The 23,069-nt window shown below is 38.0% G+C and carries 22 protein-coding genes; 14 read left to right on the forward strand and 8 right to left on the reverse strand.

Annotated features, from left to right (window positions below; translation table 11 throughout):
* Positions 1-37 precede the first annotated feature (37 nt).
* Complete coding sequence (locus tag ACOZ9X_RS13455; RefSeq protein WP_423418624.1) at positions 38-1,006, forward strand: LacI family DNA-binding transcriptional regulator; 969 nt, start codon at positions 38-40, stop codon at positions 1,004-1,006.
* Between the two features lie 43 nt (positions 1,007-1,049).
* Here the strand turns inward: ACOZ9X_RS13455 and ACOZ9X_RS13460 are convergent, their stop codons facing one another.
* Positions 1,050-1,826, reverse strand: coding sequence for a TerC family protein (locus ACOZ9X_RS13460; RefSeq protein WP_423418625.1), 777 nt, complete (start codon positions 1,824-1,826; stop codon positions 1,050-1,052).
* 375 nt (positions 1,827-2,201) lie between these two features.
* On the opposite strand from ACOZ9X_RS13460, the gene ACOZ9X_RS13465 reads away from it, so the two are divergent.
* The gene (locus tag ACOZ9X_RS13465) at positions 2,202-2,768 is read left to right on the forward strand and encodes a nucleotidyltransferase family protein (RefSeq protein ID WP_423418626.1); all 567 of its coding nucleotides are present in this window, start codon (positions 2,202-2,204) and stop codon (positions 2,766-2,768) included.
* A gap of 20 nt (positions 2,769-2,788) precedes the next feature.
* Here the strand turns inward: ACOZ9X_RS13465 and ACOZ9X_RS13470 are convergent, their stop codons facing one another.
* From ACOZ9X_RS13470 to ACOZ9X_RS13485, 4 genes are all read right to left on the reverse strand, one after another.
* Positions 2,789-3,379, reverse strand: coding sequence for a hypothetical protein (locus ACOZ9X_RS13470; RefSeq protein WP_423418627.1), 591 nt, complete (start codon positions 3,377-3,379; stop codon positions 2,789-2,791).
* Positions 3,380-3,396: 17 nt separating this feature from the next.
* A complete protein-coding gene (locus ACOZ9X_RS13475) occupies positions 3,397-3,861 on the reverse strand; it encodes a hypothetical protein (protein ID WP_423418628.1) in 465 nt (154 codons plus the stop codon).
* Positions 3,862-3,863: 2 nt separating this feature from the next.
* The gene (locus ACOZ9X_RS13480; RefSeq protein ID WP_423418629.1) at positions 3,864-4,253 is read right to left on the reverse strand and encodes a VOC family protein; all 390 of its coding nucleotides are present in this window, start codon (positions 4,251-4,253) and stop codon (positions 3,864-3,866) included.
* Positions 4,254-4,324: 71 nt separating this feature from the next.
* The gene (locus ACOZ9X_RS13485; RefSeq protein WP_423418630.1) at positions 4,325-5,131 is read right to left on the reverse strand and encodes a phosphotransferase family protein; all 807 of its coding nucleotides are present in this window, start codon (positions 5,129-5,131) and stop codon (positions 4,325-4,327) included.
* Positions 5,132-5,477: 346 nt separating this feature from the next.
* Between ACOZ9X_RS13485 and ACOZ9X_RS13490 the strand changes: the two genes are divergently transcribed.
* On the forward strand, positions 5,478-7,079 hold the full coding sequence (locus tag ACOZ9X_RS13490; RefSeq protein ID WP_423418631.1) for an MDR family MFS transporter: 1,602 nt from the start codon (positions 5,478-5,480) through the stop codon (positions 7,077-7,079).
* A 52-nt stretch (positions 7,080-7,131) separates the two neighbouring features.
* Here the strand turns inward: ACOZ9X_RS13490 and ACOZ9X_RS13495 are convergent, their stop codons facing one another.
* The gene (locus ACOZ9X_RS13495) at positions 7,132-8,412 is read right to left on the reverse strand and encodes a serine dehydratase subunit alpha family protein (RefSeq protein WP_423418632.1); all 1,281 of its coding nucleotides are present in this window, start codon (positions 8,410-8,412) and stop codon (positions 7,132-7,134) included.
* 391 nt (positions 8,413-8,803) lie between these two features.
* On the opposite strand from ACOZ9X_RS13495, the gene ACOZ9X_RS13500 reads away from it, so the two are divergent.
* The 6 genes from ACOZ9X_RS13500 (at position 8,804) to ACOZ9X_RS13525 (ending at position 17,744) form a co-directional block, all read left to right on the forward strand.
* The gene (locus tag ACOZ9X_RS13500) at positions 8,804-10,420 is read left to right on the forward strand and encodes a GGDEF domain-containing response regulator (protein WP_423418633.1); all 1,617 of its coding nucleotides are present in this window, start codon (positions 8,804-8,806) and stop codon (positions 10,418-10,420) included.
* A complete protein-coding gene (locus tag ACOZ9X_RS13505; RefSeq protein WP_423418634.1) occupies positions 10,417-11,472 on the forward strand; it encodes a HEAT repeat domain-containing protein in 1,056 nt (351 codons plus the stop codon). Before ACOZ9X_RS13500 ends, ACOZ9X_RS13505 begins: the two co-directional genes overlap by 4 nt.
* On the forward strand, positions 11,456-12,889 hold the full coding sequence (locus ACOZ9X_RS13510; RefSeq protein WP_423418635.1) for a glycosyltransferase family 2 protein: 1,434 nt from the start codon (positions 11,456-11,458) through the stop codon (positions 12,887-12,889). Before ACOZ9X_RS13505 ends, ACOZ9X_RS13510 begins: the two co-directional genes overlap by 17 nt.
* On the forward strand, positions 12,886-14,232 hold the full coding sequence (locus ACOZ9X_RS13515; protein WP_423418636.1) for a hypothetical protein: 1,347 nt from the start codon (positions 12,886-12,888) through the stop codon (positions 14,230-14,232). The genes ACOZ9X_RS13510 and ACOZ9X_RS13515 overlap by 4 nt, the downstream gene beginning before the upstream one ends.
* Positions 14,233-14,515: 283 nt before the next feature.
* A complete protein-coding gene (locus tag ACOZ9X_RS13520) occupies positions 14,516-14,881 on the forward strand; it encodes a response regulator (RefSeq protein WP_423418637.1) in 366 nt (121 codons plus the stop codon).
* Positions 14,874-17,744 carry an ATP-binding protein gene (locus ACOZ9X_RS13525; RefSeq protein ID WP_423418638.1) on the forward strand — a complete coding sequence of 957 codons (2,871 nt, stop codon included), beginning with the start codon at positions 14,874-14,876 and terminating at the stop codon, positions 17,742-17,744. Before ACOZ9X_RS13520 ends, ACOZ9X_RS13525 begins: the two co-directional genes overlap by 8 nt.
* Before the next feature lie 32 nt (positions 17,745-17,776).
* On the opposite strand, the gene ACOZ9X_RS13530 is transcribed toward ACOZ9X_RS13525, so the two are convergent.
* The gene (locus ACOZ9X_RS13530) at positions 17,777-18,391 is read right to left on the reverse strand and encodes a GNAT family N-acetyltransferase (protein ID WP_423418639.1); all 615 of its coding nucleotides are present in this window, start codon (positions 18,389-18,391) and stop codon (positions 17,777-17,779) included.
* A 66-nt stretch (positions 18,392-18,457) separates the two neighbouring features.
* On the opposite strand from ACOZ9X_RS13530, the gene ACOZ9X_RS13535 reads away from it, so the two are divergent.
* Entirely contained in the window at positions 18,458-18,589 is a 132-nt protein-coding gene (locus tag ACOZ9X_RS13535; RefSeq protein ID WP_423418640.1) for a hypothetical protein, read from the forward strand.
* A 1-nt stretch (position 18,590) separates the two neighbouring features.
* Here the strand turns inward: ACOZ9X_RS13535 and ACOZ9X_RS13540 are convergent, their stop codons facing one another.
* Entirely contained in the window at positions 18,591-19,022 is a 432-nt protein-coding gene (locus ACOZ9X_RS13540) for a hypothetical protein (RefSeq protein WP_423418641.1), read from the reverse strand.
* 95 nt (positions 19,023-19,117) lie between these two features.
* Here ACOZ9X_RS13540 and ACOZ9X_RS13545 point away from each other — a divergent pair, with 95 nt between their 5' ends.
* The 4 genes from ACOZ9X_RS13545 to ACOZ9X_RS13560 all read left to right on the forward strand — a co-directional run bounded on the left by ACOZ9X_RS13545 (position 19,118) and on the right by ACOZ9X_RS13560 (position 23,037).
* Entirely contained in the window at positions 19,118-19,585 is a 468-nt protein-coding gene (locus ACOZ9X_RS13545; RefSeq protein ID WP_423418642.1) for a GNAT family N-acetyltransferase, read from the forward strand.
* Positions 19,586-19,679: 94 nt separating this feature from the next.
* Positions 19,680-21,416 carry a methyl-accepting chemotaxis protein gene (locus ACOZ9X_RS13550; protein ID WP_423418952.1) on the forward strand — a complete coding sequence of 579 codons (1,737 nt, stop codon included), beginning with the start codon at positions 19,680-19,682 and terminating at the stop codon, positions 21,414-21,416.
* 196 nt (positions 21,417-21,612) lie between these two features.
* Positions 21,613-22,494 (forward strand): SMP-30/gluconolactonase/LRE family protein, encoded by an 882-nt coding sequence (locus tag ACOZ9X_RS13555; protein WP_423418643.1) that lies wholly within the window; start codon positions 21,613-21,615, stop codon positions 22,492-22,494.
* A 189-nt stretch (positions 22,495-22,683) separates the two neighbouring features.
* Entirely contained in the window at positions 22,684-23,037 is a 354-nt protein-coding gene (locus tag ACOZ9X_RS13560; RefSeq protein WP_205725576.1) for a YciI family protein, read from the forward strand.
* The last annotated feature ends 32 nt before the right edge of the window (positions 23,038-23,069 follow it).

Here is a 23,069-nt window from a genome sequence, read left to right on the forward strand (position 1 = left end):
GAAACGTTTGCAACATGAGAGATAGGAGAGAAGTTCGTTGGTAAGTATTAAAGACATTGCAAAACAAGCAGGTGTTTCCATTTCCACGGTCTCCTATGCCTTAAACGGAAGTCCGAAAGTTACGAAGGAAACATCAGCACGAATATTGGCGATCGCTAAAGAACTTAATTATATCCCAAGCGCAGCTGCTCGTTCTTTGAAAAAACGGGAAACAAAAATCATTGGCATCTATTTAACGAACTATAGTGGTGCTTTTTATGGTCAGCTTCTGCAGGGGATGATGGAGACATTAAGCGAGAACGGCTATGAGCTTATCGTCTGCAGCGGGAAAGAATCACATCGCTTTCTACCTGAGCGTATGATCGATGGCGCAATCATTCTAGATGCCACATATGAAACGAAAGAATTGTTAAGTCACGCGGAACGAGGACATAAGCTGGTCGTGATGGATCGAAGAATGGATCATCCGAACATCTCTCAAGTATTGCTTGATAATAAAGCCGGTGCAACACTCGCGATTGATTATCTGGCTGAAAAGGGTCATCGAAAGATCTGTGTTGTTAAAGGTCCCGATATCTCTTTTGATGCGAGGCAGCGGTTAGAAGCTGTACAAAAAGCGGTACAACGCTATTCGCATATTGAGTACATCGAAATCGATGGTGATTTTAACAAGCATTCAGGTGAAGAAGCAGGAAAGAAGATTCATCAAAACTTTACAGAACCTGTAGGTGTGTTCTGTTTGAATGATGAGATGGCGATCGGTATGTATAATTATTTCAGCAGAACGAATCTTCGTATTGGTGAAGATGTTCATATTATCGGTTTTGATAATATCGAAGTGTCTCAATATATTCAACCGAGACTTGCGACGATCAACTATTCTAAGCATAAATGGGGAGCATTAGCTTCAGAACTGCTGCTGAATTTGATACAAAAAAAACAAAGTCCTGAACATGAGCGAATCAACGTAAGCCTGATCGAAGGAGATTCTGTTCGAAAACGATAAACAAGAAAGAGGAGCTATTGTGAGCTCCTCTCTTTTTTTGCAATTATTCTGCTTGTGATTGAGGTGATTTTTCTTTAGAGAGAAACCAACCGCCAACAGCGATTAAGATCAATACAACATAAAAGGTGATTTTCCACTCTGGTGACTTTGCGAAACCTTCAGAGAGGATAGCTAAGTCTTTGTGTGCAAGCGTATAAACAGCTAATTTCACACCAACCCAACCTACGATGAGGAAGGCTGCAATTTCAAGACCTGGCTTAGATTGTAAAAGTTTAACAAAAAAGTTAGCGGCAAAACGCATGATGATGAGTCCAATCAACCCACCAGCAAAGATCACTAAGAACTTTCCACCATCTAGACCGCCGATGTTCGGAAGACCTGAATCAGGAAGTGCCACCGCTAATGCTACAGCTGCCAGGATTGAATCCACAGCAAACGCGATGTCAGCTAGTTCAACTTTTAATACTGTCGTCCAAAAACCAGATTTCTTCTTTTCAGAATTAGACTTTTCCGTAGTATCATCTGCTTTTTTAACCACAACTTTTCTGAAGATATGGTTAAGTGCGATGAACAGAAGATATACAGCTCCGATAGCTTGAACCTGCCACACGTTGACTAAGAATGAAATAGCAAACAGTGATGCGAAACGGAAGAAGAACGCGCCGACCAAGCCATAGAATAATGCTTTTTTTCGTTGTTCTTCTGGTAAGTGTTTGACCATTATGGCTAAGACCAGTGCATTGTCTGCCGCTAATAAGCCTTCTAATGCGATCAGCACTAATAAGATCCAACCGTATTCTAACAAGATAGATAGTTCCATTTTGGTTCCTCCTTAAAAATGATAGAAGCATGAATGAAGCGAGAACAAATTACATGAAGCGACCTCCTGATAACAAATAAAAAAGACCTCTACCAATAGCAGGTAAAGGTCTTACATATAAAAAAGACCCTTACCAACCGAACGGTAAAGGTCTTGCTAACAACGATAAAGTTGCCAATATAGCCGAGAGCACGAAGCTCCGAAATGACGACTATATTGTAAAAGCTACTCCCCTTTAGGAGTTATGAAGTTACTATTATCATATTATGATGAATCTAACTTTGTCAATTTTTTTTATCACTAAAAGATGTGGAATTTTACAAACGGAATGATTGTAGTACCCTTAAAATATATACGTAGGAAAGAGGGGATGAAATGAGGGATAAACATCAATACATAGTAGAAATGATAAAAAATGATGATTGGATGATGCGGATTTTACATGCTGCCAAAACGTTAGATTTACCAGATTGGTGGATATGTGCAGGGTTTGTTCGTTCTAAAGTTTGGGATACCCTTCATGGCTTTCAGAAAAGAACGAGACTGTCTGATATCGATGTTGTTTATTTCAATCCTAAAGACATCAAAAAAGAGAGTGAAAAAAAATATGAGGAAATGCTTTTAGAACAGATCCCAGATTTGCCGTGGTCTGTAAAAAACGAAGCCAGAATGCATCTCGTGAATAATAATTTCGAACCTTACTCGTCAACAGTTGATGCAATCTCCAAATTTCCTGAAACGGTAACGGCTCTTGGTGTTAGGCTCGATGAGAAAGGCGAAGTGATTCTTGCTGCACCATGTGGATTAAAGGATGTACTGAGCATGGAAGTTAGACCAACAGATTCTTACAAAAGCACGGAAGTTCGAAGAAAAATATACAAAGAACGTGTGAAAAAAAAGAATTGGGATGCGGTTTGGTACAAAGTTAGAGTGGTTGAATAGAGAAGCTTGAGCGCTATTGCTCAAGCTTCTTTTATTGACCTTAGATGCTCCTTATAGAAAGTAGATAGCATCCTAAAATTTGAGATGAAATGAACATGTAGATTTCGTATTTGCCGATCAATCGTACTTCTTGAATGAAGACTCGAATGATATTTCAGTTTATCAATTTCCTTTCCGAGATTTAACGTTTGCGTTAATAAGTTTTGCATATAATCCTTAGTACTTTCTGAATATTTCTCTTGAAACGCAAGGTTGATGAGTATATCTATTGATTCATTAACTTCAAACTCCATATCAGTTAACGTTTTTTGTGTGATGGTTATAGAATCTTTGTCGACCAACCAAGGAAGTTCATACATTTGTAATAGATATTCGACATCATTCGTGGTCAGGTCTTTAATCAATTCTTCTTTTCTTTGTTGATTGAGACGAGATTCATACTCCAGCTTGAATGCTTTTAATTCTGATTTATACTCATCAATGAGTACTTGATCTCCATCATAGGAAATTGATTTATTAATGGTGAGTGGTGAATAAGGAAATACCCAATTTATCAATAAGAACAAAAGGATAAATCCTAGAAAAATCTTCAAAGCACTTTTTTTCTTCATCCCCACGTTCCTCTCGCTCAAACAGTACTTTTACTTCTGTATCTTCTTTCGTCTGATGGACCTGTAGGTTTTTTAGGCTCCTTGGGTTCGCGTTTTCTTCTAGGTCTAAATAATGCATAACTTAAACAAAAACCGATTGAACAAGTTATTCCATAGCCAAATACAGCAAACGTATTCAGTCCTTCAAACTTAGCCCAGTAGAAGATGGTAAAGCGGTATATCAAAAGAAATACAATACTTAGTGCGACATATAAAAGAAGGTGGTATCTAAATTTCAATCTCATTCTATCTTTAGAAGATTCAATGATAAATGCAATTGGCAATGTACAGAAAAGGAAAAAGGGTAGAGCTGTAACAATCCCAAAGAATAGACCGAATAACACACCTTGTAGATTAAGCTTAAATGGATTTCCGCCTGGAATAGCAAAAAAGAACAGTGCTCCACAAAGTACCGATATTACTGATGAAATGATGACTCTCATAACTATCTCCTAACTACCTGTCGAAGCTTTTCGTTCATGGCTTCTGAATCTTTATATTCAAATAATCCTAAGCGGTTTCCCCAAGGGTCGGAAAACGTAGCCCATCTAACAGGAACTTCGACACGTTCGAAAATTTCAAAGCTTTCCACATGTAATACATCGATCAATCGTTTTCTCTCAGCATCGAGATCGACTACACCAAGTCGAAGAGGTCCATTGCCAACAGCTGGGTCTCCCTCGGCAACTTGCAGCCAGCAGTTAGGAAGTAACTCCCATTCTGCAAATCCTTCATGTGGAGCGAAGTCAGGCTGACGGTTCAACAGAGTTTCATAATACTTTTGACCATCTTCCATGTTCGATACACGAACTTGAACTGTCATTTCATATATCATATGTAATTCTCCTTCACTTCATTTTATTATCTATTAAAAACGTTCTTAACGAGTCAGAGGTTTCATAACGATTAATTACGTAATAGACCTTTATTAATTATTGATAATAATAACTCTTTCTCAAAATCAGGAAGATTTTCACTTAATCGTGCTGCAGCTATCGGAACCATCCAGCTCTCTAATGTTTTTATGGAGAACTGGTAATGTCTAGTATAACTTTTTCTATAATACATAGCTAAAAGTTTTCGTACATATAAAGTAGTTCTAAAATTTAGAAAAGATGTACGATCTTGTAAACCACCGTAACACAAGATGAGGATAGTTCGTGCTAAGTCTGCTATACGGTTGCCACTTGTAGCATCACACCAGTCAATGATTACTGCTTTGTTTTTTGTAATTAAAATATTGTCAGGATGAAAATCACCATGGCATACACATTTACCACGGGGGAGTTCTTCTAATTCTTTGATGATTCTTTTCTTGTCATCCTCACTTAGTTCTTTTACTGACATAATCTTTTGTTTTAAAACTTCAAATTGAGAGGGAAGAGTAGATAATTTTTTATCATGGATACTTACTTGGAGAGCAGCCATCCTTTTTAAGTAATGAAGTGCTTTTTTAGGTTGAGAACTTAATAGGCTCGTTAACGTGGTTCCCTCGACTCTTCTATATATCAAGGCTCTTTTCCCAAAAATCGGTTTACCCCATCTTACTTCGGGAACCGAAAGCCTTGATTGAAGAATGTTTTTATGGATTGAATACTCATGTTCAATAAAATCATCAGATATGTGATCATAAAAAATCTTTGCAACTTCGGTTGAAGAAAAATTTACGACCTGTGCGGTACTCCCTTCACCAATTAGTTCATTGTGCTCCAATAGTTTAACTCCTCTGCTCGATATTTCTTTATGGATAATTTTAACACATGGAGAAGGAATGAAATGTGTAAATATTTTGTTTGACTGAGTGGTCATGACCCGAGTATACTAACTAATGGTAATTATGACTTTGTGGTCATATGATGTATATATGAAAGTACTTATAACTATAGCGATCATTTAAATTAAATGGAACATGCAGATAGTGACTAGCAAATAAGTCTTTGAAATAGAGCTTCGGGCAATACTTAATAATGTGAAGGTTTTATTCTGTGAAGGAAATAGTGAACTTATAAACGAACACTAAAAGCTTGGACAGTCCAGCTTATAAGGGAGAAAGATGAACATGGAGACAACACAAAATCCATTAAATACAAAATTGATATTGGCTGGTTTGATCATTGGTATGTTTTTTAGTGCTTTAGAACAAACCATTGTAGGTACTGCAATGCCAACTATTATTGCTGATTTAAACGGGTTTTCTATCTTTGCTTGGGTGACGACAGCCTATTTGATCACATCAACTACTGTAGTGCCGATCGTAGGTAAACTTTCTGATCTTTACGGAAGAAGAAAACTATATTTAATAGGGAATTTAATATTTATAGCAGGCTCTGCACTTTGTGGAACAGCAAATTCTATGGAAGAACTCATCATTTATCGTGGGATACAGGGGATTGGCGGAGGAATGATCATGCCTCTATCTCAAACGATTATCGGTGATATTTTTACAGCAGAACAGCGTGCAAAGTGGCAAGGTGTATTTGGTGCGATCTATGGTTTAAGTTCAGTAATCGGTCCTTTTATTGGAGGACTCATGGTTGATCATATTAGCTGGCACTGGATTTTCTTGATTAATGTACCATTTGGAATTATATCTACAGCAATGATCGTGATTGGAATGAAGAATGAATCGATCAGGGCCGCCACAGGTAGAGTAAATATTGATTACTTCGGTATTTTCACACTGATACCAGCTGTTGTATTGCTTTTATTAGGACTTACATTTGGTGGAGATAAGTTTGAATGGCTATCTTCCACAAGCTATTTATTGTTTGGTGGGGTAATCGTTCTCTTAGCATTATTTATCACGATTGAAAAACGTGCTGTAGAACCTATCTTAAATCTCTCACTCTTTAAAAATAGAGTGTTTGCAACGACAAATATTCTAGGTTTCTTGCTTGGTCTAGGTATGTTTGGAGCCATCATGTTCGTTCCGATGTACATGCAAGGAATACTAGGTGTGAGTCCGACAAAAGCAGGATCGACGATGACTCCTATGATGATTGCACTCATTACAACAAGTATTATTGGTGGCCGTTTGTTATTAAAGCTTACATTCAGAACAGTATTAACATCTGGCATGGTGATCACAGCTGTTGGGTTCTTTTTAATGAGTACGATGGACGTGGATTCTAACGAATTTACGGCATACGCTTATATGGTTATTCTCGGATTTGGTATGGGTCTCGTTATGCCAACATTGATGATTGCTGTACAAAACGAGTTTCCAAAATCTCAGCTCGGAGAAGTAACATCTGCTTCTACTTTCTTCCGTTCGATCGGAGGAACCATTGGAATTACGATCTTAAACGCAGTCATGAACCATTCACTAACAAATAAGATAGATGAAGCAGCAAGTGGCGCTTCAAACCCGGTCCTTGGAAAAGCGCTTGAAGAGATTGGGAAGAAAACAGATGCGATGTTTGGGATCTTAATCAATCCAGATCTCTTGCCACTTCCGACTGATTTAAAAACACCTGTCATAGAAACGATTAAAGACGTTTGGTCAACTTCCTTCTCGAGCGTATTCTTAACGGGACTTATCTTTATCGGAATAGGAATCTTAGTTGCTTTATCGGTAGGGAACAGCCGTATTAAGAAAGAACCCGTCGACCAAAACACGGATCGTGAGGAAATTTCATCAAACCAGGCAGTAACTGAATAAACAACAAAGAGCTGATCTTCAGATCAGCTCTTTTCATTTCAATCAATTGTACTTACCGTTGCTTATTCACCATCATATCTAAAAGTACAGAATCGGTTGTACTTGATGTTTCAGCACCTAATCTGCAGAAATTCTCTATCGTCTTTTCAACATCTTCTTCAATAAATCCGTTTGTAGAGGGAATACACAATCCGTTCGATGCTAGGACAGCCGATTGAACAGCGGCACTTGAACATGTTGCAACTTTCATGGCGCACCCGGCTTTTGCTCCATCACAAACCATTCCACTAACATTGCCTAATGTATTCTGTATAGCAGCTTTCATCTTATCTAAGTTGTCATCCAGTAAGTAGGTGATAGCAGCAGATGCACTAGCACCCGCGACAGTCACTCCACAAAGTGCAGACAACCGGCCGAATTTTGATTTCATATGAATCGATAGAAGGTGGCTCAATGTCACGGCTCGTAACATTTTTTCTTCTGTTACACCTAGCTTTTCTGCAGCAGCCACAACAGGCATTGTTACAGCGATTCCTTGGTTTCCACTGCCCGAATTAGCCATTACAGGCATAGTAGAACCAGCCATGCGTGCGTCAGATCCTGCAGCAGATAATGCCATACTATACGTAGCTAGATCATCCGAAAGAATACCCTTTTTTGTTTGGTCATACAACGTTTTACCCACTCTTAAACCATAATCATTCGAAAGACCTTCTTTACAGATTGCAGAATTCAATTCAACACTTCGTTTAACAAGATCCAATCGATGAAGTGGAACATCGGTAATGAACGTATAAAGGTCTTCAATCGTTAACTCAAAATTATTAGCTTTTTTTGAGCTTGAGGATAAATTAGGTCTTGATTCATCTACTAAAACTTTCCCGTTTTGAGAGATAAAGCTTATGTTCGTATGGTCGCCCGAGATCACAACGATCGATTCTTCTGAAGAAGTTTTTAGTTCGACTTCAATAAATAGCTTTTCAGGACCATCTGCAGTTGCAACCGAAACCATGCCGCTCTGAACAATCCCAATCGCTTTCTCTTCCTCATTAACGGTAACACCTTCAAGTACTCGAAGACCTTTTTCAGGATCTCCTGCAATCATACCGAGAGCTGCTGTAAAATCGATACCTGTATGATTCATGCCGGGAATCCCTACAGACAACGCGTTCTTGATAACATTACCGCTCGCTTTTACAGAGATTGATGTTACTGGTTCGCTTATATATTTTTTTGCAGTAGCTGATGCGAGAGCAATCGCAACCGGTTCTGTGCATCCGAGTGCCACAACGAGTTCTTTTTCAAGAAGTCTACAGATGTTTTCGTTGATCATAGAATTAACCTCTTCCCTTAGAGTTTCTCTTCCTTAACAATAACGGTTAATTTATACAAAAAGAAGAGGAAAGTCTTATCAATTATTAAGAGTTCATTAGAAAGGTGTCAAAAACTTATGCAGGTCTTTAGCATGAAGTCGATATAAAGAATGTGGGAATAGCACCATGCTAATTGCCTAAGTAAAATCAAAGAGCAATGATATATAAGCCTAAAGAACAACATTCATTCACGTTTCTGTCATGAATTAGAGGAAAAACGCTTTTCACTTAAAAGTATAGTGGGTGAAAAGGAACTTTTTTGAAATTCTGTTCAAAATCACTAGGCACTGTCATAAATAATACTTATTATAAATGAGTAAGATCTAACACCTTTGTAGGGAGTTTTTTATAATGGATTCCAAGTTCACAAAGTATCAAATCATGCTCGAAAAAAAGATAATTAATCAAATCCAAGAATGGAGAGATGCTGAGTTTCCAGTTTCTCACCAAGAGCTTCATCAATTCTTACATACCATCACAGGTACGGCAGGTACGATATCGCTCCAAGAAATCTCGAAAGCCGCAGCAGACTTAATGAACCAGATGAATCCGGAACAAAAAAGCTGGAGTTCAAGAGAAGCTGCACATTACTTGTCTCCAGTGATAAATTTATTTGCTGCTAACCAAAAGAACCTTGCTGTGACATTATCTTATGATTTTATGCCAAGCATAGATCAATGTGATAAGCCCCTTCTTTTAATTGTAGATCAAGACGTACCTTATCTCATATATAGCAAAGAACAATTAGAGAATCACGGCTATGCTGTAGTCGTATCTCCAACCATTGAAAAAGCTCTTTCGATGTTTTATGACCTAAACCCAGATTGTCTGATCGTAAATCCTTTTCATGCAGAGGTCGATGGGTACGATTTTATTAAACAAGTTCGGGAAACCGTTGCTTTTGAACTTATTCCGATCGTTGTCATAAGCTCTTCTGACGAAAAAGAGACACGAATAGCCGCTTATCAACAAGGGGCTGATGATTTTTTTCTCAAATCGTTAGAATGGGATGAGTATGTAACGAGAATCGATCGACAAGTGAAAAGAAGAAAAATTGTGAAAGATACGCTTATGAAAGATGAATTAACGAAAGTGTACAACCGGAAATTTTTAAAAGAAGCTTATCAACGAATGTCATCTGAGCATTTGAGACACAAGGATATCTTCTCCATAATTATGATTGACCTTGATTTCTTCAAGAAAATAAATGATACATATGGTCACTCTGCTGGTGATCACGTGTTGGTTAAGTTTGCCGAATATCTTAGCACAGATCTAAGGACTCAGGATGTAGTTGTAAGGTTTGGGGGAGAAGAATTCCTTCTTCTTATGCCATATACGAAGCTTGAAGAAGCGGAACAAACCGCTTGTCGCCTTTTAGAAAATTTGAATCAGAACGTCTTTGTTTATGAAGAACATTCATTCCTTGTTTCGTTTTCAGCAGGAGTATATGAAGTGAATAGTCCCGTTTCTTTAGCTGAAGCAGTAAGAACGGCAGATCGTGCACTGTATGCAGCAAAAGAAAACGGAAGAGGTAGGATTGAAACGGCAAGCAGTCAAGAAGTGGTTAATCGCCAACTTCGCGTAGCAGTCATCGATGATTCAGAAGTTATTCGTAAAATGCTAGAAAGCTTCTTTACCGATCTTGAAGTTGAAAATTATGAGCTTGAAATTAAAACATATAAGGATGGCGTTTCATTCTTTGCAGATGAATGGCACCAGTCAAACGATGAATATTTGGTCATCTTGGATGGTGTTTTACCAAAGATGGATGGAATCGAGGTATTAACGAAGCTTCGTAAATATCCTGATACGAACCGATACAAAATTTTAATGCTTACAGCACGGAAAGCAGAGGGTGACATCGTTCGTGCTCTGCATGTAGGTGCAGATGATTACTTAACAAAGCCTTTTAGTATTCGTGAGTTAGAAGCGAGAATAAAAGTGTTAGTGCAAAGGGTGAAATGATGCTATCACAGGAAATATTTCTTTTAGTTTGCATCGCACTTGTCTTATTGAGTGTTTTAACAGTGATGTTCTTATATCTACTCATTAAAAAGACCATGGAGATTTCAAAAGAAAAGCAAATAAATAAATATAAGGATCAAGTTCATCAAACGATTTATGATTATTTGTATCGCGAACAAAAGTCTCGGCTATTAGTACCAGATTCTACAATAAAATTTATGGCGATCGAACGCCTTCTAACGGAATATTCAACAGTTATTGAGGGAGAAGGTAAGGGGCGAATCTCTTCATTAGCAGATGAGATCTTTCACGAAAGATATAAATCTATCTTAAACCAAAACAAGTGGAGCAGCAGGATGAATGTTCTTTATAAGATTGATGGTTTTAAGATGGGCTCTCTTTCAGAAGTGCTGAAGAAGAAGTTGACAGATCCTAACACTTTAAAAGAAGAAAAGCTTATTATTTTCCGTTGTTTAGCTAATAACCAAGATCGTGCACTACCTCAGTTGTTTCAGTCAGTTCCAGAACTATTTTCAGTATTGGAGTACAGAAGTATTTTAAATAGGGTTGAAGAAGAGCTGTTCACAAGTTTGGTTGACGACTATCTACATTTTCCCGAGCTATTAAAGTTAGCCATTATTGATATGATTGGAATTCAAAAGAAACTGGATTTCGTTACCTTTTTAGAAAGTCAGTTAGGTGATGAGCGTTCTGAAATTCGTATACGGTCCATGAAAGCGATTGGAGAAGTTGGGTTTCTATCTGACTCTGAAGTCATAGGTAGTTTCGCAGAATCAGATAGATGGGAAGAACGATTGATGGCAGCCAAAGTAATCGGTAAGACACGAGCTTTAAACGGTCTGGAAATTCTTGAAGCTCTAATAAAAGATTCATCGTGGAGGGTACGAGCTGAAGCGGCAAAGTCATTTTTAAGTTACAACGACGGTCTTGAACGTTTGTATGATATTCGTTTTACGAGTGATGATCCTTTTGCCAGAGACATGGCATCAGAATGGATTGAGAGAGGAATTGAAGATGGTTACAGTTATTAGTCAGTTATGGCTCGAACTTGTTCGTGTTTTTGGCTGGTTTATTTTGTTTTATATGTCAGGCGTTGTAGTTTTTTATGGACTCCTGTTTATTTTAGCCGCTTTTCAGCTGAAGAGAGAAGAGAAGATTGATTCCTATGAGCGTTATGAAGATTACATGGATGCGAGTTACACAAAACCAGTTTCCATTATCGTACCTGCTTATAACGAAGAGCTGGGAATCAAAGGAAGTGTGCGTTCTCTCTTGAGCATCAATTATCCAGAGTTTGAAGTGATCGTAGTCAATGATGGATCTAGAGATGCGACGGTAGAAACGGTTATCGAACATTTTCAAATGAAAAAGGTGAAGAAGGTTATTCAGACGAGGCTTGAGACGATGACCATTAAAGGTGTATACCAATCGGTTATCTATCCGAATCTATGGTTGGTAGATAAGGTGAACGGTGGCAAAGCAGATGCACTGAACGCGGGACTCAATGTTTCTAACTATCCTTACTTTTGTTCATTGGATGGTGATTCAGTTCTTGAACGAGACGCATTCCTTAAAGTGATGAAACCAATCATCGACTCAGATGAGACGGTAATTGCATCAGGTGGAAGTATTCGAATCGCTAACGGATGTGTTATTCATGAGGGGCAAGTTGAAAGTATCGGTCTATCGAAGAACCCAATCGTAATCATGCAGGTTATTGAATACTTGAGAGCTTTTTTGATGGGGAGAATTGGACTTAGCCGTTATAACTGGCTGCTGATCATCTCAGGAGCTTTCGGTGTGTTCTCAAAAAAATGGGTGATAGAAGCAGGGGGCTATAAGCGGGATACGGTAGGAGAAGATATGGAGCTTGTAGTACGCCTTCAAAAGCTGATCAAAGATAAAAAAGAGAACAAAAAGATCGTATATGTGCCAGACCCAGTCTGTTGGACAGAGGCGCCCGATGATCTTAAATATCTTCATAGACAAAGAAATCGCTGGCATCGAGGTTTGTTTGACAGTCTTTGGATTCACAAGTCCATGCTTTTTAATCCAAAGTATGGCTCGATCGGAATGGTATCTCTGCCGTATTTCTGGATCATTGAACTAGCCGGCCCTGTCGTAGAGCTATGTGGTTACTTGTTTGTGGTTCTTTCTTTTTTTCTAGGAGGAATCTATATTGAGATGGCTTTACTTTTCTTCCTACTCTCCGTCTTGATCGGTTCACTTTCTTCGATGGGAGCAGTGATCTTGGAGGAATGGAGTCTTCGTAAATACCCAAAAATATCGGACATCGTTAAACTTTTTGGTTATTCACTAACAGAAACGCTTTGGTACCGTCCATTAACTGTGATTTGGCGTTGTCAAGGATTGGTTCAAGCGATTCGTGGTAAAAAGTCATGGGGAGAAATGAAAAGAAAAGGTGTATCCGGGGGAATCTCACAATGAGTCAACAACAAAAAACAAGGAACCGTTTCTTTTTTCTTTTTATTATGCTCATCATTGGATTGATCACTTCTCCATTTTGGATGTGGTGTGTCAAACAAGACAATGTGATAGACGTTGCGATTGTGGATAAAACGGTAAAAGAAGATTCCTTTAGAGAACATAGTGGATTAGTTTGGACTTTAAACCATTTAAAGATTTTAAATAAGAATGAAGAAGTTTACCAAGAGAATAAGCATTTTAGCAAGTCTGTGCCCACATTCGATAAGGGGAAAGAGCCTGATATCCTTTATTTGGCAGATAGTTATGGTGTAGAAGTAATTAATCGTGAAAACAAACCAAGTGTCAAAGGTGGTCTGACACCTGGTGAAGTTGAGAATATCAGACGTACTATCATGTCAGGAAAAACGAACCTCATCACAGAATTCAATACTTTTGCGAGCCCAACAGGTAAAGAAGCACGAGAAGGGATTTCAGAGCTGTTAAATGTGGAATGGTCCGGATGGATCGGCAGATATTTTTCAGATCTTAATGGTAAAGAAGTTCCCAGTTGGGTGAAAAAGAACTATAAAGATCGTTATGGAGAGTGGACGTTTAAAAGCGGTGGCATGTTGTTCGTGCATGAAAAAGGCGAGATGGTTATCTTAGAGAGTAAAGACATGAAGAAAAAAGGAGCACAGTTTTCTTTCACAAAAGAAGGAAAGAAGACTTATGGACTAGATGCATCTGTTCCTTATCATTATTGGTTCGATATTATTAAACCGATAAATAGCCAAGAAGTTATGGCAAATTATGAATTGAAGCTTACGGATACGGGGAAGAGCAAGATCCAAAAACACCAAATTCCTCTGATGTTCCCCGCTATCTTACAGCATCAGAATGGAGCGTATAAAGCTACTTACTTCGCTGGTGACTTTGCCGATCAAGCAGAACTTCCCGAGTTATATCAAACATGGGGCATCAGTTACATTAAACAGAAATTTGCTTTGGATGATGGTCAAGGAAGTACGTTTTATTGGAAGGTGTATCTGCCCTTGATGAAATCCATTCTGCAAAACGAGCAAAGTGTTAAGAAGTCAGATTCAACCGTTCAGGTCCAAGAAAAGAATGGCATTAAGATAAACGCAAAGGCATCAGGTGATTATTTACAAGTTCTTGAGGACGGGAAATGGAAAAACTTCTTAAAAAAAGGAGTGAATATGGGAATTGCGAAACCAGGAAGCTTCCCAGGTGAGACAGCCATTTCAAAGAGTGAATATTTCCGGTGGTTTAAACGAATCGGGGAGATGCACGCAAATGCTATTCGTGTCTATACGATTCATCCACCAGGCTTCTTCTTAAGGTAAAAGTTCCTAGATTGCATGAAGTGATGGGAGATATGTGGAAAAGTACGTTGTCGGCAAGTGAAAAAACAGATGGTTTTGCCATTGGTGCCTACACGTATAAAACTAACGGGGAAGTCAATGCCCCTCCCTTCCACAATAAAAAGAGGATTTGATACCTCTTCAAAATGTTAAAAAGTATATATGGAATGAATGGGATGCACCTGTATATCAGGAACGACTAAAACAATCTTATTATGAACTGCAGAAAACGTTTGGAAATGTAAAAGAAGCGGGGGAATGATTCATGGCAAGAATCCTTTTAGCAGAGGATGAAGAAATATTGCGCATGCTTGTTCTAGATACACTTGAAGATGAAGGTTATGAGATCGATGAGGCGACGGACGGACAAGAAGCGTATGATAGGTTATCGATGAATGACTATGACCTTGTCATTTTAGACTATATGATGCCGCGTATGACAGGACTGGAAGTTGTTGAGAAAACGAGAAATCATCTAAACAAAAAGAACATAAAAATGATGATTCTTTCAGCAAAAAATCAACAAGCAGACCGTGAACGGATGAAAGAAGCGGGTGCTGATTTCTTTATGTCAAAGCCGTTCAGTCCTCAGCAGCTTCTTGAAACGATAGGGGAGATTCTGGGTGCGTAACTATTTTAAAAGAAGCTTGGGTAGGAAAGTAATCCTGATTAATCTCGTTTTTGTTTTTCTACTTCTAGCAGGTATGGTCTCCCTTAGACTCTATCATGTGAATTTAACGGAATCACTCGATAAACAAATCTCAGCGAAACAAAGCGAATTAAACTTTGTTGAGAATATGAGAGAGAATTTAAACTCAGTAATGTTTGATTCTAGGGGTTATTTTGCTTTTGGATCAGAGACATTCTTAGAAAATATCGAACAGAAAGAAATGCAGATCAATAAAGACCTAACAACGTTCAACAAAGTATATCAATCCGATCAAGATAAAGTTCTATCCAGCGAAATCCGAAAGTTTACTGATCGTTATTTTAATGAATTGCTTCCTCGTGCCATTCAATACAAAAGGGATGGCCAACTCAATGAACTTGTGGATATGTCACAGGAAGAAGGAGGCACACAACGGGTAAATGATGTGCTTCAATCACTAAGTAGCTTTGAGGCAGATGTCCAAAAAGAGATTGATTCTATGTATCAAGAAAAAGATGAAAAGACAAGTACGAGCCAGTGGATCTACTTTTCTTTTTTAACGTTTATGGTGCTCGTGTTCATCATTCTTATTCGATTGATGATGAAACAATTTGGAGGACCTCTCAGAGAGATTACAAATGTTTCGACCCAGATTACAAATGGGCTCTTTGTTACGGATGTTCCACACACACAAAGACTTGATGAGATCGGTTTACTCTCACAAGCCTTTGAGAAGATGATTCGAAGCACTCAGGATAATGAACAAGAACTTATTGCACAGAATGAAGAACTTGCAGCTCAGCAGGGTGAATTGAATGAGCAACAAGAAAAGCTTCGTGAAGCTTTATCGACCACAGAGCAGAATGAAAAGATGCTTCTCCGAATGAATTCTTTTATTCATTCGATCTCTAATACACTTGATAAGGACCATCTATTAAAGAGCATTATTTCCAATATGGTTGAGATCACCTATTCAAGTAAAGGATTAATTTGGGTGATTGATGGGAATCAAACCGCATCTGTTGGTCTCACAGAAAGTGAGCAAATTCAATTTAAACAGCATTTTCCTGACTCTGGGATGTTTGTGAAATTAGAAGAAAGTAGCTTATCACATCAAGTGATGAGAGATACATCAACATCAGAAAAAGGGTATGTGGAAGAAACGTATAAATCAGGAGATCTGTACATTCCCATCTTTTCAGGAAAACGTGAGATAATGGCAGTTTTGGTCGTAACTCGAATCGGATCAACTTATTCGTGTGATGAAGTAACAGAGTATCAAGGTCTCGCACGCCAGGTCGCTCTTTCGCTTGAAAAAATCATGTTGTATGAAGATAGTGAGAAACAACGAGTAACGATGAAAAATGTGATGAACAGCATTCACGAAGGCATACAGCTAATCGATAACGAAGGAAATATTATTTCTGCCAATCAAAAATTTTGTGAGTTTATGAGCTGTAATCAACCGGACCAATTGACTAACATGAAATTTGAGGAATGGACTCTTCGGTTAAAAGGAAGAGTTCAAGAAGCTCGTGAACTTCTGGCTTTTATTCAGAATGCGGTTCATGAAAAAAACGATGTAGGCATTTCACATGTGTTTGAGTTAGATGGTGAAGTAAAGCGTGTCATTCAGATATATTCCGAAAGTCTCATCCAAAACGATACAAAATTAGGTACTGTTATCGTTTATCGTGATATTACAAAAGAATACGAAGTGGATCAGATGAAGTCGGAGTTTGTTACGACGGTAAGTCACGAGCTTCGAACACCGTTATCTAGCGTTCTAGGGTTTACGGAGTTGATGCTCACACGTGAGTTAAAACCAGACCGTCAAAAGAAGTATTTAACAACAATCCACCAAGAAGCGTTCAGGCTGACTTCATTGATAAACGATTTCCTGGATGTGCAAAAGATGGAGAGCGGAAACCAGGAGTTTGATAAAAAGTATCACTCCATCTTGCCGATCATTCAAGATGTTATAGACGTTCAAAAGGTAAATAGTGATAAACACGTGTTTGTTATGGATATTGAAACGGAAAAGTTATCCGTGTTCGGAGATCGAGATAAGTTATCACAAGTGTTTATGAACCTGATTTCAAATGCAATAAAATACTCACCTGAGGGTGGCAAAGTTCTGGTGAGACTCTACCATACCGATAAACATCTCATCATAGATGTTAAGGATGAAGGACTCGGAATTCCGCAGTCGGCAATAGGTGATCTTTTTACGAAGTTCTATAGAGTGGATAACTCCGATCGAAGAAAAATTGGTGGTACTGGTCTTGGTCTTGCTATTGTTAAAGAAATTGTGAAAGTGCACCAAGGGCAAATATCGGTAGAGTCAACATTAGGTCAGGGAAGTATCTTTACCGTAAAGTTTCCTGTCATAGAAGATGTATATGTGAATGCCTCGATAAAGATGGATAAAGGACAGAAAGCTGATATTATCATTATTGAAGATGATAGGCATCTTGCAGGGCTTATTACCGAAGAATTGATTGAACGAGGCTTTCAAATCGCACAGTATAATAAAGGTGAAGAAGCTTTGATCATGATTGAGAAATTCAAGCCGGAAGCTATCATACTAGACATTCTTCTTGAAGGAGAGATGGATGGCTGGCAAGTGATTCAAACCCTTAAAGCAAATGACAACACGAAAGATATCCCGATATTCATCTCAACAGCACTTGATGAGAAGCAGCGAGGGCTTCAATTAGGTGCTGCAGGGTACTTGATCAAACCATATCAACCAAGCCAGTTAACGTCCTCTATCCTCCAAGTTTTGCTGAACAAAGAGAAAAGCGGACACATTTTAGTACCAGAAGAAAATAATCATCATTAAAGAAAAAGCCTGTGACATCGGTTGCAGGCTTTTTATAGTGTACGAGATCTATATTTTTCTTCTCTTTCAATAAAACCCTGTTTAATATCTACCCATTCTTCTTTTGTAATGGAATACAAAACGGCATTTCGAATATACCCGTTAGAGAGTATACGTTCATTCCTGATTATCCCTTCTTTTGTTGCTCCTAATCGTTCGATCGCTTTTTGTGAACGTTCATTACGCTCGTCTGTTTTGAATTGCACACGGATAAAGTTTAAGGTTTCAAAACAATACGTGAGAAGCAGTTGCTTACAAGCAGAGTTTACGAATGTGCGCTGATATTCCTTCCCATACCAGGTGGAGCCTAGCTCGCACGATTGTTGTGTAGAATTTATTTCGTAAAGACGAGTAGTACCAACGATTTGATTGTTTTTCTTGTTAATGATAGTAAAAGGAAGAGCTAAACCTTCCTCACGAAGTTGTATCGCTTGATTCACCCAAGCATCCATCTCCTGTTGAGTTTGTATGGTTGATAACATATAGTGCCAGTGATCTGAATGATTAATTTGATAGAGGGGTACAGAGTGTTCATTTTCCATAGGAACTAACTGAATCATTTTGTTCTCTAATGTAGGAGGAGATGTGAATAATATTGAACTCTTCATGGTTTTCATCCCTTAAATGGTTATTTATGTTAACATTTACTAATATCAATTTGGTGAGGTGAAACGATGGAATTCTTCATTTTAATCATTTTAGTCGTTTTTTTGTTCGACGCTGCAAAAATCCGCAAGCAAAATGAGACAGTTATTCTACAGAATGAAAAAATGATTGCTCTACTAGAAGAGATAAAGAATAAATAATTTACTCCTCTTTATAAAGGTTGAAAAATTGATAATGATCTTTACCCGTAATCTTTAGTACGAGTTTTTTGTTTTCTTTTAATCTATTAATTTCCCCATCAAAAATTACGGTTATTTGGTTCGGAAATGGATTCATAGAAAAGGTGTATTCGCCAATCGCAGTTTGCTTTTTTTCTTGACCGTAATCGGTACTAAGGGTGAACGTCAGTTTCTCCGGTAGAATGTGTTTACCTTCAATATGTGTGAGCTTTAGTTGGTTTGTTTTATCAACAGAGAACGCTGCTTGCCAGTAATCATTTTCTCCAGAATAATTGATGACGTCATGTGTTGATTGCTTTGTGCTTAAAGTTGGAGCTGAATCTTTAAAGAAGATCGTTAAAACAGAAACAAATCCTATTAATAACACAGCAGCTAAAATAAGCTTCTTTTTCATCCTCCACCGTTCCTCTCATCCACTACCTAACAGTGTATTCTTTATTGAATGGTGAATTCCTTGTTTCAATCATCACTAAGAATGGAGACAGATTCGTGAAAATTAGAATGTATGAGAGTAAGGATTTTCAGGCTGCAATGGAGTACTGCTTACCACCAGAACAATCATTATTTACGTCTATGCCTGACGAGGTACTTGAAACGTTTCAAAGTGATATCTTCAACCAGCCTTTTGTTATTTATTCAGATCAACAACTTGTAGGTTGGTTTGCTTTATATACCGATCAGTCAGGTAATATGTATACGACTAATAGACAGGCAATCCTATTAAAATCATTTTCGATCGATGCTAGGTTTCAGAAAAGAGGATTAGCGCTTGATTCTTTGAGATTACTACCGAAAATTGTGAAGCAACAGTACAAAGATAAGAATGAAATTTTATTAACCGTTCATGAAACGAACGATGCTGCTATATCTCTTTACAGAAAAGCGGGATTCCTACATAAAGGTGAAAATCACAATGGGGAATTTGGCATAGAGATGATTTTCCGTATGAGTCTTTAGTCCTTTACAAAATCTTAATCAAACCTTAACACCACTCCTTAGTAAATATTGTAATAATTTCTATATAGAGACAAAAGGGGTGGCAATATTGAAGATGGTTTTTCAACGGGTGCTTAGGCAGATTAAGAGTTTAAAGATTTTTGAACAACTGAAATTAAGGCTTCAATTACAGACAAAGCTATTATTGATGATGCTCACGTTATTTATTTTAACCATTTCGATCGTAGGTCTTTTTAGTTATAACAAGGCATCTGATACTACTAAAACGATTATTGAAAATCGTTTAGAGCGTGAAACAGAAACTACATATGACATTGCAAAAAATCTTAAATTTAGTTTTATAAGAGATGATGAAATGTTTAATAAGCGTGTGGCTGAGAGTATCAATTCACAATATGTGGGCCTTCAGCAAGATGATATGAAAGCAACTATTTTCTTATTGCAGAATGGGAAGCTGATTCCTTATAAGACAAGCGGTAAAGAGACAGTTGCTTTATCCTCAGGCAGTATGAAGAAAATAAGTGAACTAGAAAATGGTGTTCTTCACACGCTTATTCAGGATAAGCCCTATACACTAGCAATTAAAAAGATTCAAGAGCTGAATGGCATCTACGTGATAGCTGTTGAAACAGAAAGTTATATGCAACCCATATATGAACTCAGAAATTTTATAACTGTTGCTGTAATCATAAGTATTCTTTTAACTGCATTGGTAATTATCTTCGTTATCAGAAGCATTACTTCACCGTTATTAGCGCTCAACCAAGTTATGAAACGTGTTCAAAAAGGTGATTTTCAAAATAATGTGGATTATCGTTCAAGGCATATTGAGATTCAAAGACTCATTGATAGCTTTAACCAGATGATGATGTTTATTAGAAATATACATGATCAGATTCAGCAAATTTCTATTGAACTAACTGTTCAGGGCAATAAACTTGAACACACATACAGTGAGGCCAACCAATATAATGAACAGCTTGTAAAAAAGATAGAGAATGTGATGATAGGTGCGAAAGAAACGGCAATTAGTTCAGAGCACAGTGTGCGACTATTCACAGATATGCAAGAAAAAGTGAGTGAATTGAACAAAACGGTGATGACTGTGATGGGTGAGTTTTCATCTATGACTCATAATGCCGTTTCAGGCCAAGAAAAAGTGGAGAAGTTAGTTGGTGAGATTCATAATAATCATGAGCGTTTCGTGCAATTAAACAAGATCATTGATGAGATGGGCACATACTCAAGCCACTCTCAAAATGTGATCTCTACGATTAAGGAAATTTCTGAACAAACCAAACTGCTAGCATTGAACGCTCGGATAGAAGCGGCTAGAGCAGGGGAAGCTGGAAGAGGTTTTGCAGTAGTTGCTGATGAGGTAGGAAAATTAGCAGACCAATCGAGTAAAGCGGCGGCAGATATCATTGCGACAGTTAACCAAATGAACCAAACAGCTTTACAAGCAATTCAGGAGTCACGCCTTCTTGGAGAAGTGAATCTATCACATGTGCAGAAAGTAAAGGATACGACTGGATTTATTCAATATTTAATGAACTCAGTCGTAGATAACAATGAGAGAATGGGTGAAATGAGTGTAGCTCTGCAACAGTTAAAAGTGGCATTGCCAGAGATTGAAACAGCAGCTATTCAATTTTCAAGCATTTCTCAAGAAACTTTAGCAAGTTCAGAAGAGATGTCTGTAACTTCTGTAAAACAAAATGAAAAGATTAAACAGGCGTATCTTGTTGGAGCGACGTTATCGAGTCTGTCTCATCAATTAACCAAGGAAAGTCAGTATAAGCGTGTGAATGAAGAAAAAGAATCAGCATAATAAATGAGGAAAGTGACGGGGATGGCGATCCGTCACTTTTTTTAAGTGGTCTATTATTTAGAATTCAACTTAGAGTTATGGTATCAAACCTCTCAACTAATTTTAGATAATAAAGTGATAAATACTTCATGATATACTTAATGAACAATCTAATTAAAATCATTTACATTCAACATAGATTAGGGAGGAATAGATCATGTTTAATAGTGAAGCGGAGTTAGTTCTATCTGCTAAAGCCCCTTTAGGTGAAGGACCTTGCTGGGACTCGGAACAAGGCGTCCTTTATTGGGTAAGCATTTTAGATAAAAAGGTAAACATCTACGATCCACGCTCTCACCAAAATCGAGAAATACAACTAGATCAGATGGTAGGAACGGTTGTACCAAGAGAGTCAGGCGGTTTAGTCGTAGCTCTTCAGGATGGATTCTATTTTCTAAATCTTAATACGGAAGAACTTACACCTATAGTTGACCCTGAACATGAACTTCCTGAAAATCGTTTTAATGATGGGAAGTGTGATCCGTTCGGTAGATTTTGGGCAGGCACGATGAGTCTGAGTGAAGAAAGTGAAAAGGGTTCTCTCTATTGTTTAGATCATGATTTACATGTGGAAAAGAAACGAGAAAATCTAACGATATCGAACGGTTTGGCTTGGTCGCCTGATCAATCATATATGTATCTAATTGATACACCAACGAAAAAAGTTACAAGATTCCAATATGATCTTCAAACGGGTCATATCCAAAATGCGACTGAAGTGATTTCTTTTCCCGAAGGAGTAGGTGCTCCAGATGGAATGACGATTGATGAAGAGGGTATGCTTTGGATCGCTCATTGGGGCGGCGCACAAGTTTCCAGGTGGAATCCAGAAACAGGCGAACAGCTATCTTCTATTCCGATTCCATCATTAAATGTGACCTCATGCACGTTTGGCGGAGAAAATATGGACGAGTTGTATGTAACGACAGCTAGGAAGAATACAAGTGCTGAGAACTTAGAAAGATTCCCAGAAGCGGGTGGGGTGTTTAAAGTAAGACCAGGTGTTAAAGGAATGCCAGCATATTCTTTCAAAGGATAAAACCAGAACAGCGTTAGTAAACGCTGTTTTTTTTTGATTAACAAAAACTTGCGATTATTGTTCGTCGTCTAATAATAAGAGAGGGGGGAATTGGTATGGAAAACATGTTAGTTGAAGTACTGCGTTTGTCGATTTTCTCACTTTCTGTTCGTTGTTTATGTAGAGAAGAAAAAATAGGAGGAAATGGATATGTTATTCATGTTGATTGTTAAAGCTTCCAAAAATTCAGAAGGTGGTAACCGTCCGAATGAAGAGCTTAATGAAGCGATGCGAAAGTACAATGAAGAATTAGTTAAAGCTGGCGTTCGGGTTCTTGCTAAAGGATTACACCCAAGTTCAAATGGTATGCGAATTTCTTATCTACATCCAGGAGAAAAACCAGTGGTTACGGACGGACCGTTTACCGAAACGAAGGAATTGATCGCTGGTTTTATTTTGATTGATGTGAATTCTAGGGAAGAGGCCGTTGAATGGGCGATGAAGATGCCAGATCCACAAGGGAACGGGGAAGGTCAGATTGAATTAAGGCAAGTATTTGAGTGATTATTGTTACTACCTCTAAAAAATTGGTTGAT

The sequence above is a fragment of the Fictibacillus nanhaiensis genome (assembly GCF_049537595.1).
Lineage (GTDB): Bacteria > Bacillota > Bacilli > Bacillales > Fictibacillaceae > Fictibacillus > Fictibacillus nanhaiensis_F.

Coding starts and splice junctions, on each gene's coding strand:
- ACOZ9X_RS13460 (WP_423418625.1), bottom strand. CDS start 1,826: ATGGAACTATCTATCTTGTTAGAATACGGTTGGATCTTATTAGTGCTG.
- ACOZ9X_RS13465 (WP_423418626.1), top strand. CDS start 2,202: ATGAGGGATAAACATCAATACATAGTAGAAATGATAAAAAATGATGAT.
- ACOZ9X_RS13470 (WP_423418627.1), bottom strand. CDS start 3,379: ATGAAGAAAAAAAGTGCTTTGAAGATTTTTCTAGGATTTATCCTTTTG.
- ACOZ9X_RS13475 (WP_423418628.1), bottom strand. CDS start 3,861: ATGAGAGTCATCATTTCATCAGTAATATCGGTACTTTGTGGAGCACTG.
- ACOZ9X_RS13480 (WP_423418629.1), bottom strand. CDS start 4,253: ATGATATATGAAATGACAGTTCAAGTTCGTGTATCGAACATGGAAGAT.
- ACOZ9X_RS13490 (WP_423418631.1), top strand. CDS start 5,478: ATGGAGACAACACAAAATCCATTAAATACAAAATTGATATTGGCTGGT.
- ACOZ9X_RS13495 (WP_423418632.1), bottom strand. CDS start 8,412: ATGATCAACGAAAACATCTGTAGACTTCTTGAAAAAGAACTCGTTGTG.
- ACOZ9X_RS13500 (WP_423418633.1), top strand. CDS start 8,804: ATGGATTCCAAGTTCACAAAGTATCAAATCATGCTCGAAAAAAAGATA.
- ACOZ9X_RS13505 (WP_423418634.1), top strand. CDS start 10,417: ATGATGCTATCACAGGAAATATTTCTTTTAGTTTGCATCGCACTTGTC.
- ACOZ9X_RS13510 (WP_423418635.1), top strand. CDS start 11,456: ATGGTTACAGTTATTAGTCAGTTATGGCTCGAACTTGTTCGTGTTTTT.
- ACOZ9X_RS13515 (WP_423418636.1), top strand. CDS start 12,886: ATGAGTCAACAACAAAAAACAAGGAACCGTTTCTTTTTTCTTTTTATT.
- ACOZ9X_RS13520 (WP_423418637.1), top strand. CDS start 14,516: ATGGCAAGAATCCTTTTAGCAGAGGATGAAGAAATATTGCGCATGCTT.
- ACOZ9X_RS13530 (WP_423418639.1), bottom strand. CDS start 18,391: ATGAAGAGTTCAATATTATTCACATCTCCTCCTACATTAGAGAACAAA.
- ACOZ9X_RS13535 (WP_423418640.1), top strand. CDS start 18,458: ATGGAATTCTTCATTTTAATCATTTTAGTCGTTTTTTTGTTCGACGCT.
- ACOZ9X_RS13540 (WP_423418641.1), bottom strand. CDS start 19,022: ATGAAAAAGAAGCTTATTTTAGCTGCTGTGTTATTAATAGGATTTGTT.
- ACOZ9X_RS13550 (WP_423418952.1), top strand. CDS start 19,680: ATGGTTTTTCAACGGGTGCTTAGGCAGATTAAGAGTTTAAAGATTTTT.
- ACOZ9X_RS13555 (WP_423418643.1), top strand. CDS start 21,613: ATGTTTAATAGTGAAGCGGAGTTAGTTCTATCTGCTAAAGCCCCTTTA.
- ACOZ9X_RS13560 (WP_205725576.1), top strand. CDS start 22,684: ATGTTATTCATGTTGATTGTTAAAGCTTCCAAAAATTCAGAAGGTGGT.